15 protein-coding genes are annotated in these 14,932 nt (G+C 66.2%); 13 read left to right on the forward strand and 2 right to left on the reverse strand.

The annotated features are described in order from the left end of the window. Positions 1 to 7: 7 nt before the first annotated feature. Positions 8 to 391, forward strand: coding sequence for a DUF6766 family protein (locus tag OJF58_RS03775; protein ID WP_300781737.1), 384 nt, complete (start codon positions 8 to 10; stop codon positions 389 to 391). Positions 392 to 393: 2 nt separating this feature from the next. On the opposite strand, the gene OJF58_RS03780 is transcribed toward OJF58_RS03775, so the two are convergent. Both OJF58_RS03780 and OJF58_RS03785 read right to left on the reverse strand, forming a co-directional pair. Then, a complete protein-coding gene (locus OJF58_RS03780; protein ID WP_300781738.1) occupies positions 394 to 798 on the reverse strand; it encodes an Rrf2 family transcriptional regulator in 405 nt (134 codons plus the stop codon). Between the two features lie 10 nt (positions 799 to 808). Next, entirely contained in the window at positions 809 to 1,228 is a 420-nt protein-coding gene (locus OJF58_RS03785; protein WP_300781740.1) for a GNAT family N-acetyltransferase, read from the reverse strand. Positions 1,229 to 1,316: 88 nt separating this feature from the next. On the opposite strand from OJF58_RS03785, the gene boxC reads away from it, so the two are divergent. From boxC to OJF58_RS03845, 12 genes are all read left to right on the forward strand, one after another. After that, positions 1,317 to 2,981 (forward strand): 2,3-epoxybenzoyl-CoA dihydrolase, encoded by a 1,665-nt coding sequence (gene boxC / locus OJF58_RS03790; protein ID WP_300781741.1) that lies wholly within the window; start codon positions 1,317 to 1,319, stop codon positions 2,979 to 2,981. 23 nt (positions 2,982 to 3,004) lie between these two features. After that, the gene (gene boxB, locus OJF58_RS03795) at positions 3,005 to 4,423 is read left to right on the forward strand and encodes a benzoyl-CoA 2,3-epoxidase subunit BoxB (RefSeq protein WP_300781742.1); all 1,419 of its coding nucleotides are present in this window, start codon (positions 3,005 to 3,007) and stop codon (positions 4,421 to 4,423) included. Between the two features lie 37 nt (positions 4,424 to 4,460). Beyond that, positions 4,461 to 6,014 carry a benzoate-CoA ligase family protein gene (locus tag OJF58_RS03800; RefSeq protein WP_300781743.1) on the forward strand — a complete coding sequence of 518 codons (1,554 nt, stop codon included), beginning with the start codon at positions 4,461 to 4,463 and terminating at the stop codon, positions 6,012 to 6,014. 80 nt (positions 6,015 to 6,094) lie between these two features. Continuing rightward, on the forward strand, positions 6,095 to 7,276 hold the full coding sequence (locus tag OJF58_RS03805; protein ID WP_300781744.1) for an ABC transporter substrate-binding protein: 1,182 nt from the start codon (positions 6,095 to 6,097) through the stop codon (positions 7,274 to 7,276). Between the two features lie 140 nt (positions 7,277 to 7,416). Then, complete coding sequence (locus OJF58_RS03810) at positions 7,417 to 8,310, forward strand: branched-chain amino acid ABC transporter permease (protein WP_300785153.1); 894 nt, start codon at positions 7,417 to 7,419, stop codon at positions 8,308 to 8,310. Then, a complete protein-coding gene (locus OJF58_RS03815) occupies positions 8,311 to 9,291 on the forward strand; it encodes a branched-chain amino acid ABC transporter permease (RefSeq protein ID WP_300781745.1) in 981 nt (326 codons plus the stop codon). After that, a complete protein-coding gene (locus tag OJF58_RS03820; protein ID WP_300781746.1) occupies positions 9,284 to 10,036 on the forward strand; it encodes an ABC transporter ATP-binding protein in 753 nt (250 codons plus the stop codon). Before OJF58_RS03815 ends, OJF58_RS03820 begins: the two co-directional genes overlap by 8 nt. Then, positions 10,036 to 10,737 (forward strand): ABC transporter ATP-binding protein, encoded by a 702-nt coding sequence (locus OJF58_RS03825; RefSeq protein ID WP_300781747.1) that lies wholly within the window; start codon positions 10,036 to 10,038, stop codon positions 10,735 to 10,737. Before OJF58_RS03820 ends, OJF58_RS03825 begins: the two co-directional genes overlap by 1 nt. Positions 10,738 to 10,832: 95 nt before the next feature. Further along, positions 10,833 to 11,915, forward strand: coding sequence for a polyamine ABC transporter substrate-binding protein (locus tag OJF58_RS03830; RefSeq protein ID WP_300781748.1), 1,083 nt, complete (start codon positions 10,833 to 10,835; stop codon positions 11,913 to 11,915). Position 11,916: 1 nt separating this feature from the next. Further along, positions 11,917 to 12,921 (forward strand): ABC transporter ATP-binding protein, encoded by a 1,005-nt coding sequence (locus OJF58_RS03835; RefSeq protein WP_300781749.1) that lies wholly within the window; start codon positions 11,917 to 11,919, stop codon positions 12,919 to 12,921. Between the two features lie 141 nt (positions 12,922 to 13,062). Then, complete coding sequence (locus OJF58_RS03840; RefSeq protein WP_300781750.1) at positions 13,063 to 13,899, forward strand: ABC transporter permease subunit; 837 nt, start codon at positions 13,063 to 13,065, stop codon at positions 13,897 to 13,899. Next, positions 13,899 to 14,684 (forward strand): ABC transporter permease subunit, encoded by a 786-nt coding sequence (locus tag OJF58_RS03845; RefSeq protein WP_300781751.1) that lies wholly within the window; start codon positions 13,899 to 13,901, stop codon positions 14,682 to 14,684. Before OJF58_RS03840 ends, OJF58_RS03845 begins: the two co-directional genes overlap by 1 nt. Positions 14,685 to 14,932: the final 248 nt, after the last annotated feature.

The following is a 14,932-nucleotide window of genomic DNA, read 5'->3' on the forward strand; positions in this document are numbered from 1 at the left end:
GTGTCAAATGGTTCATCGGATTTCGCGGTGGAAGGCCTACGCCTACGCCTGGATCACTCTTGGCCTTTTCGCCTTCACGCTCATTGGTCACTGGATCTTCGGCTGGTTCGCCTACGTGGACGATCAGGCCGCGCACGGCATGGCGCCCGACATCGGCGGCTACGTCATCCAAATGACCAGGGACACGCTGGAGAACTGGCAATCGGAGTTCCTGCAGCTCCTTTGGCAGGTCGCCGGACTCGCCTTTTTTCTCTACGTGGGCTCGCCGCAATCCCGCGAAGGCGACGAGCGCAAGGAGGCGAAGCTCGATCTCATCCTGCGCCGGGTCGATCCGCAGGATGCCGACCGCGCGATTGCCGAACTGGATGCCAGGTTCTCGCGCCAACCTTGATGTCAGGCGTGCTGCAGGCATCCTTTCAGCAAGGTCTCGATACTGATCGAACGCAGCGTCGCTTCGGCGATCTCGTCGATCTCCAGCAATACGCTCTGAAGCGCCTGGCCGATGTCGGTGTCCGCGCCGGCCTCTTTGGCGCGCCGGCCGGGTACGGGCTCGAACAGGGCGACAATGTCCATGAGCGTGGTGCGGCGACGGTTGCCGGTGAAGCGATAGCCGCCCGAGGCGCCGCGGTCGCCGCGCACCAGCCCGGCCCCGGCCAGGGTGCGCAGGACCTTGGCGAGATGATGGCTCGATACACCGAAGCGCTCGGCCAGATCGGCGGCCGAAAGGGTGCGCTGCGGATCGCGCGCCAGCTCGAGCACCGCGTAGAGGCCGAGCCGCGTGCCCGTCTGCAGCCTCACGCCTCTCTCCTCACGACAGATCCTTGTCGAGCTGCAGCGACGGTCCGGCCACCATGCCCTGCGCCCGGAAGAAGGACAAAATCAGATGATCCCGGCGCTCGACCAGCGTGCGCACACGGCTCACGCCCTTCTCCTTGAACCGCGCGACCAGCGCCTCGAAAAGGCGGGTGCCGACGCCCTGCAGGCGGAGTGCCGGCTCAATCTGGATGGCGAACACCCAACCCGCAGCCGGCTGGCCGAATTCCCAAGCCCGGATCTCCCCGGCGATGAAGCCCGCCAGCGTTCCCGTCTCTGTCTCGGCGACTAGGAAATGGCGGTCGGGCCCCAGCATGTCCTGCCAATATTGCGGCTTGTCGGACCCGGTCAGCCGCCGGTCCAAGGCAGAAATCGCCGCCAAATCAGAGGCTTGAGCAGAACGGATTGCGATCATAACAACAAGCGTAGAATGCGCTTGCCGTCACGAAAGTAAATAGGTAATCCGGTACCGAATTACAAAATTACGAAATGTAGGGAACGCCATGGCCGACGTCGCGCCCATCGACTTCCGCACTTCGCCCGACCGCTACCAGCACTGGAAGCTCGCCCTGGAGAACGGCGTCGCCTATCTCACCATGGACGTGAACGAGGACGCGGGCCTTCGGCCCGGCTACAAGCTCAAGCTCAATTCCTACGATCTCGGCGTCGATATCGAGCTCGCTGATGCCGTCCAGCGCCTGCGCTTCGAACATCCCGAGATCGGCGCCGTGGTGATCCGCAGCCAGCGCGATCGCATCTTCTGCTCCGGCGCCAATATCAACATGCTGGGGCTCTCCAGCCACGACCACAAGGTGAACTTCTGCAAGTTCACCAACGAGACGCGGCTTGCGATCGAGGACGCGACCGAGAACTCCGGCCAGCGCTATATCTGCTCGATCAACGGCATCGCCGCGGGCGGCGGCTACGAGCTGGCGCTCGCCTGCGAGCAGATCCTGCTGGCGGACGACGGCTCGAGCGCGGTATCGCTGCCGGAGCTGCCGCTGCTCGCCGTGCTGCCCGGCACGGGCGGCCTGACCCGCCTCGTCGACAAGCGCCTGGTGCGTCGCGACCTCGCCGACTTCTTCTGCACCACTGCCGAGGGCGTGCGCGGCAAACGCGCCCGCGACTGGCGGCTGGTCGACAGGCTGATCCCGCCCAGCAAGCTCGTCGACGAGACGAAGAAGATCGCCGAGGAGGTCGCGGCCAAGTCCCGTCGCCCGACGGATGCCCGGGGCATCATGCTGCCGACCGTCGAGCGCACTATCGAGGGCGATACGATCCGCTACCCCCATCTCGCCGTCGAGATCGATCGTGACCGACGCGCGGCGCATTTCCGCATCAACGGTCCGGCGAGGGCAGCGGCTGCCCATGCGGCCGGCATCCAGACCGAAGGCGCCGCCTTCTGGCCACTCGCCCTCGCCCGTGCGCTCGACGACGCGGTGATGCATCTCAGGCTGAACGAGACCGAGATCGGCACGTGGGTGCTGCACAGCCAGGGCGATCCGGCGCAGGTCGAGGCCTACGATGCGCTGCTCGCGCGGGAGGCCTCGAACTGGCTGGTGCGCGAGATCGTTCTGTACTGGAAACGCACGCTCAAGCGGCTCGATGTGAGCTCGCGCAGCCTGATCGCGCTGGTGGAGCCCGGCTCGTGCTTCGTCGGCACCCTGTTCGAGCTCGTACTGGCGGCCGATCGTTCCTACATGCTGGAGGGCACGTTCGAGGGCTCGAACCTGCCGGAAGCCGAAGTGAGGCTCACGCCGATGAATTTCGGGCCCTATCCGATGGGCAACGGCCTGACGCGCCTGGCGACGCGATTCTTGGCCGAGCCCGACCACGTCGGCGAGCTGAAGGAAGAGATCGGCGAGGCGATCGACGCGGAGACAGCAAACCAGCTCGGCCTCGTCACCTTCACGCCCGACGACATCGACTGGGAAGACGAGGTGCGGCTTGCCGTCGAGGAACGCGCAGGTTTCTCGCCGGACGGGCTGATCGGCATGGAGGCGAACCTGCGCTTTGCCGGGCCGGAGACCCTGGAGACCAAGATCTTCGCCCGCCTCTCGGCCTGGCAGAACTGGATCTTCCAGCGCCCCAACGCCACCGGCCCGGAGGGGGCGTTGAAACTCTACGGCACGGGCAAGCAGAGCAAGTACGACCGCAAGCGCGCCTGATCGGCGCACTCGAGGAGGCGATCATGGCCATCGACTACACCCAGCTCATTCCCAACAACGTCGACCTAGCGAGCGACCGGCGCCTGCAGCGCGCGCTCGAGAACTGGCAGCCGCGCTTCCGCGACTGGTGGAAGGACATGGGGCCGGACGGCACCGCGAACTTCGACGTCTACCTGCGTACCGCGGTCTCGGTCGACGCCAACGGCTGGGCAAATTTTGGCCACGTGAAGATGCCGGACTATCGCTGGGGCATCTTCCTCGCGGGCCAGGATCCCGAGCGCAAGATCGCCTTCGGCGACAACAAGGGCCAGCCGGCCTGGCAGGAGGTCCCGGGCGAGCTGCGCTCGACCCTGCGCCGCCTGATCGTGACACAGGGCGACACCGAACCCGCTTCGGTCGAACAGCAGCGCCAGCTCGGCAAGACGGCACCCTCGCTCTACGACCTGCGCAATCTCTTCCAGATCAATGTCGAGGAAGGCCGGCACCTGTGGGCGATGGTCTACCTGCTGCACGCCTATTTCGGCCGCGACGGGCGCGAGGAGGCCGAGGCGCTGCTGGAACGCCATTCCGGCGATCCCGACAAGCCGCGCATCCTCGGCGCCTTCAACGAGAAGACGCCGGACTGGCTCTCCTTCTTCATGTTCACCTTCTTCACCGACCGGGACGGCAAATACCAGCTCGCCTCGCTCGCCGAGTCGGGCTTCGACCCCCTGTCGCGCTCCTGCCGCTTCATGCTGACGGAAGAGGCGCATCACATGTTCGTGGGCGAGAGCGGCGTCATGCGCATCGTCGAGCGCACCTGCCAGCTCATGAAGGAGCACAAGACCGACGATGTGCGTGCACTGGGCGCGATCGATCTGCCGACGATGCAGAAATACCTCAACTTCCACTTCTCGGTGTCGCTCGACCTGTTCGGGCAGGAGGCTTCGACCAACGCCGCCAACTACTACACCATGGGCGTGAAGGGCCGTTTCCTCGAGACGCGCATCGACGACGACCATCTGCTGACCGGGTCGTCGTACGAGATCGAGACGGTCGAGGACGGCCGGATCGTGAAGAAGGCGGTGCCGGCCCTGCAGGCACTCAACGAGCGCCTGCGCCAGGACTATGTCGAGGATTGCGCGCGCGGGGTGCTGCGCTGGAACAAGGTCATCGAGAAGGCCGGCATCGACTTCGAGTTCAAGCTGCCGCACCGCGGCTTCGATCGCCACATCGGTGCCTTCGCGGGCCTTCGCATCTCGCCCGACGGCCGGATGCTGAGCGAGGCCGAGTGGCAGGCCAACGAGGGCAAGTGGCTGCCGACCGCGGAGGATCGGGCCTATGTCACGTCGCTGATGGGATCCGCCGTCATCGAGCCCGGCAAGTTCGCCCACTGGATCGCGCCGCCGGCGCGCGGCATCAACGGCCAGCCGTTGGATTTCGAGTACGTGCGGTTCAACTGACGTCTTATAATCATTCGACTGGGAGGAAGACGTCGGGATGATGCAAGGCATCGATTTCGGCCCGGACAACAAGGTCCGGCTGCCGGCGCGATTCAATGTGGCAGTGCCGTTCATCGACCGCCATCTGGTCGAAGGGCGCGGTGCAAAGGCCGCGATCCGCACCGCACATGAAACCGTCACCTATGCCGAGCTGGCCGAACGGGTGAACCGAACCGGCAACGCCCTGTCGGCGCTGGGTTTGAAGCCGGGCGATCGGGTCTTGATGGTGGTGAAGGACTGCCCGACCTTCTTCTATCTCTTCTGGGGCGCCATCAAGGCGGGCATCGTGCCGGTGCCGCCCAACACGCTTCTGCGTGCGTCGGACTACGCCTACATGATCGACGACTCCGGCTGCGGCCTCGTCGTCTATTCGTCGGAGTACGCCGGGGAGATCGAGCCGGCGCTGGCGCAGCTCGCCGGCAAGGCGCCGCGGGCGCTGACGGTCGATGCCTTCCTGGCCGGGATGGCCAAGGCCGCGCCGACGCTCGAGCCTCACCTCGCCGGCCCGACCGACGATTGCTTCTGGCTCTATTCCTCGGGCTCGACCGGCAGGCCCAAGGGCGCTGTGCACGCGCAACGCGACATGGTCGTGACCAGCGAGCTCTACGGCGTGCGCGTGCTGGGCGTGACGGACAGCGACATCTGCTATTCCGCCGCCAAGCTCTTCTTCGCCTACGGGCTCGGCAACGCCATGACCTTTCCGCTCTGGGTCGGCGGCACGGCGGTGCTCGACGAACGGCGCCCGACACCGGACGCGACCTTCGAGACCATCGAGACCTTCGGGCCGACCCTGTTCTTCGGCGTGCCGACGCTCTACGCCGCCCAGCTCGCCGCCCTCGACGCCAAGGCCCGTCGCTTCCCGAGCCTTCGGGCCTGCGTCTCGGCCGGCGAGGCCCTGCCCGCCGACATGTTCCGTCGCTGGAAGGACAGGACCGGCACCGTGATCCTGGACGGCATCGGCTCGACCGAGGCGCTGCACATCTTCATCGGCAACCGGCTCGACGACTTTCGCGCCGGCACCAGCGGCAAGCCGGTGCCGGGCTACGAGGTAAAGATCCTCGACGAAGCCGGCAAACCGGTCGCCAAGGGGAAAAGCGGGCGGCTCTGGATCCGCGCCGAATCGACGGCGAAATACTACTGGAACAAGCCGGACAAGACGGCCGAGACCATGGTCGATGGCTGGCTCGACACCGGCGATACCTATCGCCAGGACGAGGACGGCTATTTCGTCTACGAGGGCCGCAGCGACGACATGCTGAAGGTCGGCGGCATCTGGTGCTCGCCGGTCGAGATCGAGAATTGCCTGGTGGGACACCCCGCCGTGCTCGAGGCCGCCGTCATCGGCCAGGCCGACGCCGACTCCCTGATCAAGCCCAAGGCGGTCGTGGTCCTGAAGCAGGCCGCCGATGCCGGCGCGGCGTTGACCGACGAGCTGATGGCGCTCTGCAAGAAGACGCTCGCGCCGTACAAGTACCCGCGCTGGGTGGAGTACGTGCCCGAGCTTCCCAAGACGGCGACCGGCAAGATCCAGCGCTTCAAGCTCAGGACATAGCGGCGCCGGTTATTACACTCGGGATGACATCGATCCCGTTTTCGGCTTCTATAAGATCAACGAAACAGGGAGTGGGATATATGAAGAGCACGTTGTTGGGTGCTGCAACGGTCGCGACGATCCTGGGGCTCGGCCTGCCGGCGGTGCAGGCGCAGCAGAGCGTCAAGATCGGATTCATCAGCACTTTTTCCGGCCCGCAGGCGGCGATCGGCGAGGACATGCGCCGGTCGGTCGACCTCGCCGTCGAGCATCTCGGCGGCAAGATGGCCGGCGAGCCGATCGAGATCGTTTATGAGGACGACCAGTTCAAGCCCGATGTTGGCAAGCAGAAATCGGAGAAGCTTGTCCAGCAGGACAAGGTCGATTTCGTGTCGGGCTATATCTGGTCCAACGTGCTGCTCGCCTCGCTCAAGACGGTAGTCGACGAGGGCGACACGATCCTGATCGGCGCCAATGCCGGCCCGTCGCAGATCGCGGGCCCGCTCTGCAACAAGAACTTCTTCTCCACCTCGTGGCAGAACGACCAGACGCCGATGGCGATGGGCGAGTACCTGAACAAGAAGGGGGTGAAGAACCTCTACCTGATGGGCCCCAACTATGCCGCCGGCAAGGACATGCTGGCCGGCCTGAAGCTCACCTACAAGGGCAAGATCGTCGGCGAGGACTATACGAAGTGGCCCGGCCAGCTCGACTTCTCGGCCGAGCTCGCCAAGATCGCGCAGGTGAAGCCGGAGGGCATCTTCATCTTCTATCCCGGCGCGCACGGCGTGCAGTTCCTGAAGCAGTATGTGCAGGCGGGCCTCAACAAGTCGATTCCGCTCTACCAGGTGTTCTCGATCGATGCGATCACCCTGCCGCAGCAGGGCGAGCTGGCGCTCGGCACGCTGGGAGCGCAGGAGTGGGTCAACGATCTGCCGAACGAGCAGAACAAGCGTTATGTCGCCGACTTCAAGAAGAAGTACGGCGTCTACCCTTCCTACTACGGCGCGCAGAGCTACGACGCGATCATGCTGATCGACTCCGCGGTCGAGGCCCTGAAGGGGAACCTGAAGGACAAGGACAAGGTCCGTGCCGAGATCATGAAGGCCAACTTCAAGTCGCTGCGCGGCGGTTTCAAGTTCAACACCAACCACTTCCCGATCCAGAACTTCTACATCCAGGAGACGGTGAAGGACGCCGACGGCAAGATGACCGTGAAGACCATCGCCACCGCGATCACCGACGGCAAGGATCCGTACTACGAGAAGTGCTCGATGAAGTGACCGTGGCGCCGGCCGGCGCCATCGTCGTTCCGAGTGCCGCGAGGGACCCCTGAGGCACCCGAGGATCCCTCGCCTTCGACCCGGCATGACGCCAAGGCTGCGGCATCGACTGAGGAAATGTGGACTACCTCCTGATCCAGATGCTGAACGGCGTGCAGCTCGGGCTGCTGATGTTCCTGCTGGCCGCCGGTCTCACGCTCACCTTCGGCATCATGGACCTCGTGAACCTGGCGCACGGCTCGCTCTACATGATGGGCGCCTATTTCGCCTGGACGCTGATCGGTCTCACCGACTCGTTCATGCTGGGCACCCTTCTCGCCCTGCCCGCCTGCTTCCTGCTGGGCGTGATCGTTGAAATCGTGGTGGCGCGGCGACTTTATGCCCGCGATCATCTCGACCAGGTGCTGGCGACCTTCGGCCTGATCCTGTTCTTCAACGAGCTGGTGCGCGCGATCTGGGGTCCCGAGGGCCGCAGCATCGCGGTGCCGGCGTTCCTCAACCGCACCGTCAACGTCCTGCCCGGCGTGCCCTATCCCGCCTATCGCTTCGCCCTCATCGTGGCCGGCGTGGCGGTGGCGATCCTGCTCGCCTGGCTGGTGGCGCGCACCCGGCTCGGCATGCTGATCCGCGCCGGCGCCTCGAACCGCCGGATGATCGCCGCCCTCGGCGTCAATATCGAGCTGCTGTTCAGCCTGGTGTTCGGTCTCGGCGCCGTCTTCGCCGGGCTCGCCGGCCTGATGGCCGCGCCCATCGCGTCGGTCAAGATCGGCATGGGCGACGACATCCTGATCGTCGCCTTCGTGATCATCGTGATCGGCGGCATCGGCTCGATCAAGGGCGCCTTCGTCGCCGCCATGGTGGTGGGTCAGATCGACATCGTCGGCCGCGCCTTCCTGCCCGATCTCCTGAAGACGTTCATGGGAGCCGCCAGTGCCTCCGCCGCCGCACCCGCCATCTCGCAGGTCCTGATCTACGTCGTCATGGCCGCGGTCCTGGTCTGGCGTCCCACCGGCCTGTTCGGGCAGCGGGGCTAGATGACCGCCGGTCCGCTCTCGGCCTTGCGCACGCCGCGTGGCCTCGTCACGGCGGTCGCCCTGCTGGTGCTCGCCGTCCTGCCGCTCCTCACGCACGCTTTCGACCAGCGCTACCTGCTGTCGGTCGGCAACCGCATCGTCATCTGGGCGATCGCCGCGGCGAGCCTCAACATGATCCTGGGATACGCCGGCCTGGTGAGCTTCGGCCACGCGGCATTTCTCGGCATCGGCGGCTATGCGGTCGGCATCCTCTCGGCCGAGGGCTTCGAGAGCGGCTGGCTGCAGTGGCCCGTTGCCGTCCTGGTAGCGGTCGCCTGGGCGGCGCTGATCGGCGCGCTGTCGCTCAGGACCCGCGGCGTCTACTTCATCATGATCACGCTCGCCTTCGCACAGCTCGTCTACTATCTTAGCTCCGGCCTCGCGGCCTATGGCGGCGACGACGGCCTCAACATCAGCCGCAGCCGTTTCCCCGGACTGATCGACCTGCGCGACAAGGCCGCCTTCTACTGGCTCTGCTTCGCGCTTCTCTGCGCCACGCTCTGGTTTTGCAGCCGGCTCGCTCATTCCCGCTTCGGCTATGTGTTGCGCGGCGCCAGGTCCAACGAGCTGCGCATGGCGGCGCTCGGCTTTCCCGTCTTCCGCTATCGCCTCGTCGCCTTCGCCATTGCCGGCGCCTTCGGCGCGCTGGCGGGCATCCTGCTCGCCAACGACGGCGCCTATATCTCGCCCGCCATAATGTCGTGGGTGAAGTCGGGCGACCTCATCGTGATCGTCGTGCTGGGCGGCATCGGCGCACTGTTCGGTCCGCTGTACGGCGCCATCGCCTTCTTTGCCGTCGAGGAATTCCTGCCGCCGCTGCTCGACCTCCTGCATCGCGGCTGGGGCGAATATTGGCAGATCGTGTTCGGGCCCCTGCTGGTGGTGATCGCCCTCTATGCCCGCGGCGGGATCGATTCGCTTCTGGGGCTTCGCCATGGCTGAACCGCTGCTTCGGGCCGAGGCGCTGGTCAAGCGCTTCGGCGGCCTGGTCGCCACCGACAACGTCATGATCGATGTGATGCCGGGCGAGATCCACGCCCTGATCGGGCCCAATGGCGCCGGCAAGACGACGCTGGTCGGCCAGCTCACCGGCAACCTGCGGCCCGATTCGGGCACCATCCGCTTCGCTGGCCGCGACGTCACTCGACTTCCCGTCCATGCCCGCGTGCGACTGGGCATGGCACGTTCCTTCCAGATCACCTCGGTGCTGCGCGAGTTCACGGTGCTCGACAATGTCGCCCTCGCCGTCCAGGCGCACGATGGCCATTCCTTCCGTTTCCTGGCCGACGTGCGGCGCGACCGCCGCCTGCGCGATCTCGCCCGGCGCAAGCTCGAGGCGGTCGGCCTCGAGCGGCGCGTCGATGCGCTGGCGTCAACGCTGAGCCACGGTGAGCAGCGTCAGCTCGAGATCGCGATGGCGCTCGCGGGCGAGCCCAGGCTTCTGCTGCTCGACGAGCCTATGGCCGGCATGGGGGTCGAGGAATCGCAGCGCCTGGTCGCGCTGCTGCACCGGCTGAAGCAGCGCTGCGCCATGCTGCTGATCGAGCACGACATGGACGCCGTTTTCGCGCTCGCCGACCGCATCACCGTGCTGGTCTATGGACGCGCCATCGCCTCCGGCACCCCTTCCGAGATCCGCAACAGCGCCGAGGTGCGCCAGGCGTATCTCGGCGAGGAAGCGGCCTGATGCTCCGGGTCCGCGAGCTCACGGGCTTCTACGGCTCGAGCCAGGCCCTGTTCGGCATGGAGTTGTCGGTCGATGCCGGCGAGGTCGTGACCCTGATGGGCCGCAACGGCATGGGCAAGACCACCACCGTGCATGCGATCATGGGCCTGCTGCCCCAGCGCCAGGGCTCGATCGAGTTCGAGGGTCATCGCCTCGACCGGCTGCCGTCCTTCCGCATCGCCCGCCTCGGGCTCGGCCTCGTGCCGGAAGGACGGCAGATCTTCCCCAACCTTTCGGTGCGCGAGAATCTGGTGGCGGCTTCCGCCAATCGCGGCGGCCGGCGCGAGCCCTGGACGCTCGAGCGCGTGTTCGGACTCTTCCCGCGGCTCGCCGAACGACAGGGCAACCGCGGCAATCAGCTTTCCGGCGGCGAGCAGCAGATGCTCGCGATCGGCCGCGCCCTGATGACCAATCCGAAGCTCCTGATCCTCGACGAGGCGACGGAGGGTCTCGCGCCGCTCATCCGCGAGGAGATCTGGGCGTGCCTGCGCCGCCTCAAGACCGAGGGTCAGGCGATCCTGGTGATCGACAAGAATGTCGGCGCCCTGATCGGCCTCGCCGACCGCCATCACATCGTCGAAAAGGGGCGCGTGGTCTGGGCCGGCAGCTCCCAGGCGCTGGGCCGCGACAGGGCCCTGCAGCACAGATATCTCGGCGTCTGACGGCGCGGCGACGAAAAGGCGCGGCTGGCGGCCGGCGACGGCTTGCGTTTCACGAGTCACGCCGGAATCATGCGCCCGTTTGTCCGGAGAACTCGATGCGTCTTGGCCTTCTCGCCTGCCTGCTGATCTTCGCCGCTGGGCCGTCCTTCGCCCAGAAGCAGGTCGACGTCTACAACTGGTCGGACTATATCGCCGAGGACCAGCTCAAGACCTTCACCCAGGAAACGGGCATCAAGGTCAACTACACGACCTACGATTCCAACGAGATCCTCGACGCCAAGCTCCGGACCGGCCATTCGGGCTACGACATCGTCGTGCCGACGGCGTCGCCCTTCTTCGTGCGCCAGCTCGCGGCCAAGCTCTACCTGCCGCTCGACAAGTCGAGGCTCGAGAACTGGAGCAATCTCGATCCCAGGATCATGGAGCAGCTCGCCAAGTACGACCCTGGCAACGCGCATGCCATCCCCTGGATGTGGGGCACGGTCGGTATCGGCTACAACGTGGCGGCGATCAAGAAGCGAATGGCCGACGCTCCGCTCGACTCGCTCGCCATGATCTTCGATCCGGCGGTCGTGTCGCATTTCGCGGACTGCGGCGTCATGGTGCTCGACAGCGCCACCGACGTGCTGCCGGCAGCGTTGAAGTATCTGGGGCTGGATCCCGACTCCAAGCGCACGGCCGATCTGCAGAAAGCGGCCGACGCGCTCAACGCCGTGCGCCCCTACATCCGCAAGTTCCATTCCTCCGAATACATCAACGCCCTCGCCGGCGGCGATATCTGCCTCGCCTTCGGCTATTCCGGCGACATCCTGCAGGCGCGCGACCGCGCGGCGAAGGCCGTCGAGAAGCGCGAAATCGCCTATGCCATTCCGCGCGAGGGCGCGATGCTCTGGATCGACGTTGCGGCGATCCCCAAGGACGCACCGCACCCCGACGAAGCCTACCGGTTCCTCGACTTCATGCTCGATCCGAAGGTCGCGGCGGCCTCGAGCGCGCTCACCGGCTACGCCAACGGCAATGCTGCGGCCACTGCCCTGCTCGACAAGTCGATCTCGGGCAATCCCGCCGTCTATCCGCCACCTGAGGTGCGCGCCAAGCTCTACACCATCACCGCCGCCAAGCCGGCCGAGGTGCGCGCGCGCACCCGGCTCTGGACCGCCGTGAAGACCGGACGATGAATTGGCGCTGGTAAGCATTCCGATTGTCACGATCGAGCGTCTGGCAAAGCGCTTCGGCGAGGTCCAGGCCGTGGCCGGCGTGGATCTCGAGATCGGCCGCGGCGAGCTGTTCGCCCTGCTTGGCGGCTCGGGCTGCGGGAAGACCACCCTTCTGCGCCTGCTGGCGGGCCTCGAGATGCCCGACGCCGGCCGCATCCTGATCGACGGCCAGGACATGACCGGCGTGCCGCCGCATCTCAGGCCGGTCAACATGATGTTCCAGTCCTACGCCCTCTTTCCGCACATGGATGTGGCGGCGAATGTCGCCTATGGCCTGCGGCGCGAGGCCGTGCCCAGGCCCGAGATCGAGGTCCGCGTGGCCGAGGCTCTGGCGTTGGTGAAGCTCGAAGGGTTCGGCGGCCGCAAGCCAGCACAGCTTTCCGGCGGCCAGCGCCAGCGGGTGGCGCTCGCGCGCGCGCTGGTGAAACGTCCGAAGCTCCTGCTGCTCGACGAGCCGCTCGCCGCCCTGGACCGCAAGCTGCGCGAGGGCACGCGGTTCGAGCTGGTGCGCCTGCAGGAACAGCTCGGCCTCACCTTCGTCGTCGTCACGCACGACCAGGAAGAGGCGATGTCGATGGCGAGCCGGCTCGCCGTGATGAGCGCCGGCCGCATCGTCCAGATCGGCACGCCGCGCGAGCTCTACGAGCATCCGGTGTCGCGCTTCGTCGCCGATTTCATCGGCATCGCCAACATCCTCGACCTCGGCGACGGGCGGTGGCTCGCGTTGCGGCCGGAGAAAATCATGCTTTCCGCCGACCGGCCGGCTGCAGCGCAGATCATTTCCGGCGAGGTCGTCGACATCGCCTATGAAGGCGACCGGTCGCTCTACCGCGTCGCCATCAAGGATGGCCCCGTCATGCTGGTCTCGCGCGCCAATACCGTCCGCACCCACGAGGATGCCTTTCGCCGCGGGCATCACGTGTGGCTCGGCTGGAACAACGATGCCGGACAGGTGCTGCATGAGTAAACGCATCTCGGCGGCCGACCGCCGTGTGCCTCGGGAACGGTGTCATCCCGAGCGTCCGCGAGGGATCTTTCATCGCTGTCCATCAAAGATCCCTCGCTGCGCTCGGGATGACACAGAAACACGCTTGGGCATCACTTGACCATGCGCGCCGTCATCGCCTTGCCGTTCGCCTGGCTGGCCTTGTTCTTCCTGCTGCCGTTTGTCCTGGTGCTGGCGATCGCGCTCGGCACCATCGCGCCCGACTCGGTGCCGCCGGTCGAGCTCGGCTGGAGCCTCGACAACTTCAAGCTGCTCTTCACCGACGATCTCTACATCGCGGCGTGGCTGAGCTCGCTGCGCATCGCCGCCACCTCGACGCTGGGCGCGCTGCTGCTCGGCTACCCCATGGCCTATGCCATCGTGCGCGCCCGGCCGGCGCGGCGGCCGTTCCTCCTGATGCTGGTCGTGCTGCCCTTCTGGACTTCGTTCCTGATCCGCGTCTATGCCTGGATGGGGCTGCTGGCCGAGAACGGCATCCTGAACCAGGTGCTGCGCGGATTGGGCCTGGTCGCCCATCCCGGCACGATCCTCGGCACCGAATGGGCGGTGCATCTCGGCATCGTCTACGCCTACCTGCCGTTCATGGTGCTGCCGCTCTACGCCACGCTGGAAAAGCTCGACTGGAGCCTGCTCGAAGCGGCGGCCGATCTGGGCGCCAGGCCGGTCGCGGCCTTTCTCACCGTCACCCTGCCCTTGTCGCTGCCCGGCATCGTCGCAGGCTGCCTGATGGTGTTCATTCCGGCGGTCGGCGAGTTCGTGATTCCCGATCTGCTGGGCGGGACGAGGACGCTGATGATCGGCAAGGTGCTGTGGGACGAGTTCTTCACCAATGCCGACTGGCCGCTCGCTTCGGCCGTGGCCGTCTGCCTGCTCGCGCTGCTCGTGGGCCCGATCGCGCTGTTCCAGCGGCAGCAGGCGAAAAGCCTGGAGCACCGCTGATGCATGGCCGCGCCCGCTTCGCCCTGACGGCGCTCTGCTTCGGCTACGCCTTCCTCTACGTGCCGATCGCTCTGGTGATCGCCTATTCCTTCAATGCCTCGCGGCTGGTGACGGTGTGGGCAGGCTTCTCGCTGCACTGGTGGCGGGAGCTGCTGCACAACCAGGCCATGCTGTCGGCCGCCTGGCTGTCGCTGCGCATCGCCCTGGTGAGCGCCACCCTCTCGGCGCTGCTGGGGCTCGCTGCCGGCTACGTGCTGGCGCGCGTCGCGCGCTTTCCCGGCCGCATGCTGTTCGGCAGCCTCGTCATCGCGCCGATGGTCATGCCCGAGGTGGTGATGGGCATCTCCATGCTGCTGCTGTTCGTGGGCTCGCAGCAATTCCTCGGCGGACCCGATCGCGGCTTCCTCACCATCGTCATCGCGCACACGACCTTCTCGCTTTCCTTCGTCGCCATCGTGGTGCAGGCCCGCCTGGCCGACTTCGACCGGTCGCTCGAGGAGGCGGCGATGGATCTCGGCGCCACGCCCTGGACCACGTTCCGCACCGTCACCCTGCCCCTGATCGCGCCGGCGGTGGGCTCGGGCTGGCTGCTCGCCTTCACGCTCTCGCTCGACGATCTGATCATGACGCAGTTCGTCGCCGGCGCATCGACCCAGACCCTGCCGATGCGCGTCTATTCGAGTGTGCGTCTGGGCGTCGACCCGCAGATCAACGTGCTGGCCACGATCATCGTCAGCCTGGCGGCGATCGCCCTGATCGTCTCCGCCCGGCTGACACGGCGATGACAAACGTCGCCCCCGCCTCTGCGCCGTTGACAACCAGCCGCCTTCGTGACTGGATAGTCGGGTCTCGCATCCGACGCGGAGGTTTTGATGCTTCCACCGGGCCAGCGTGCCGCGAAGATTGCCGGCGCAAGCATTCGGGCATCGGCATAGCGGAACTCACGAATGACGCGCCGGGAGCGGCCCTCGCGGGTCGCATCAGTAAGGCCAGACCCCAATTTGGCCGCTCCCGATGTGCGGTTCTTCCCAGA

This window comes from Enhydrobacter sp. (assembly GCF_030246845.1).
Classification (GTDB): Bacteria; Pseudomonadota; Alphaproteobacteria; order Reyranellales; family Reyranellaceae; genus Reyranella.

Excerpts from the sequence above, each read along its gene's own strand:
- OJF58_RS03775 (WP_300781737.1), top strand. The coding sequence starts at position 8 with ATGGTTCATCGGATTTCGCGGTGGAAGGCCTACGCCTACGCCTGGATC.
- OJF58_RS03785 (WP_300781740.1), bottom strand. The coding sequence starts at position 1,228 with ATGATCGCAATCCGTTCTGCTCAAGCCTCTGATTTGGCGGCGATTTCT.
- boxC (WP_300781741.1), top strand. The coding sequence starts at position 1,317 with ATGGCCGACGTCGCGCCCATCGACTTCCGCACTTCGCCCGACCGCTAC.
- boxB (WP_300781742.1), top strand. The coding sequence starts at position 3,005 with ATGGCCATCGACTACACCCAGCTCATTCCCAACAACGTCGACCTAGCG.
- OJF58_RS03800 (WP_300781743.1), top strand. The coding sequence starts at position 4,461 with ATGATGCAAGGCATCGATTTCGGCCCGGACAACAAGGTCCGGCTGCCG.
- OJF58_RS03805 (WP_300781744.1), top strand. The coding sequence starts at position 6,095 with ATGAAGAGCACGTTGTTGGGTGCTGCAACGGTCGCGACGATCCTGGGG.
- OJF58_RS03810 (WP_300785153.1), top strand. The coding sequence starts at position 7,417 with ATGCTGAACGGCGTGCAGCTCGGGCTGCTGATGTTCCTGCTGGCCGCC.
- OJF58_RS03815 (WP_300781745.1), top strand. The coding sequence starts at position 8,311 with ATGACCGCCGGTCCGCTCTCGGCCTTGCGCACGCCGCGTGGCCTCGTC.
- OJF58_RS03820 (WP_300781746.1), top strand. The coding sequence starts at position 9,284 with ATGGCTGAACCGCTGCTTCGGGCCGAGGCGCTGGTCAAGCGCTTCGGC.
- OJF58_RS03825 (WP_300781747.1), top strand. The coding sequence starts at position 10,036 with ATGCTCCGGGTCCGCGAGCTCACGGGCTTCTACGGCTCGAGCCAGGCC.
- OJF58_RS03830 (WP_300781748.1), top strand. The coding sequence starts at position 10,833 with ATGCGTCTTGGCCTTCTCGCCTGCCTGCTGATCTTCGCCGCTGGGCCG.
- OJF58_RS03840 (WP_300781750.1), top strand. The coding sequence starts at position 13,063 with ATGCGCGCCGTCATCGCCTTGCCGTTCGCCTGGCTGGCCTTGTTCTTC.
- OJF58_RS03845 (WP_300781751.1), top strand. The coding sequence starts at position 13,899 with ATGCATGGCCGCGCCCGCTTCGCCCTGACGGCGCTCTGCTTCGGCTAC.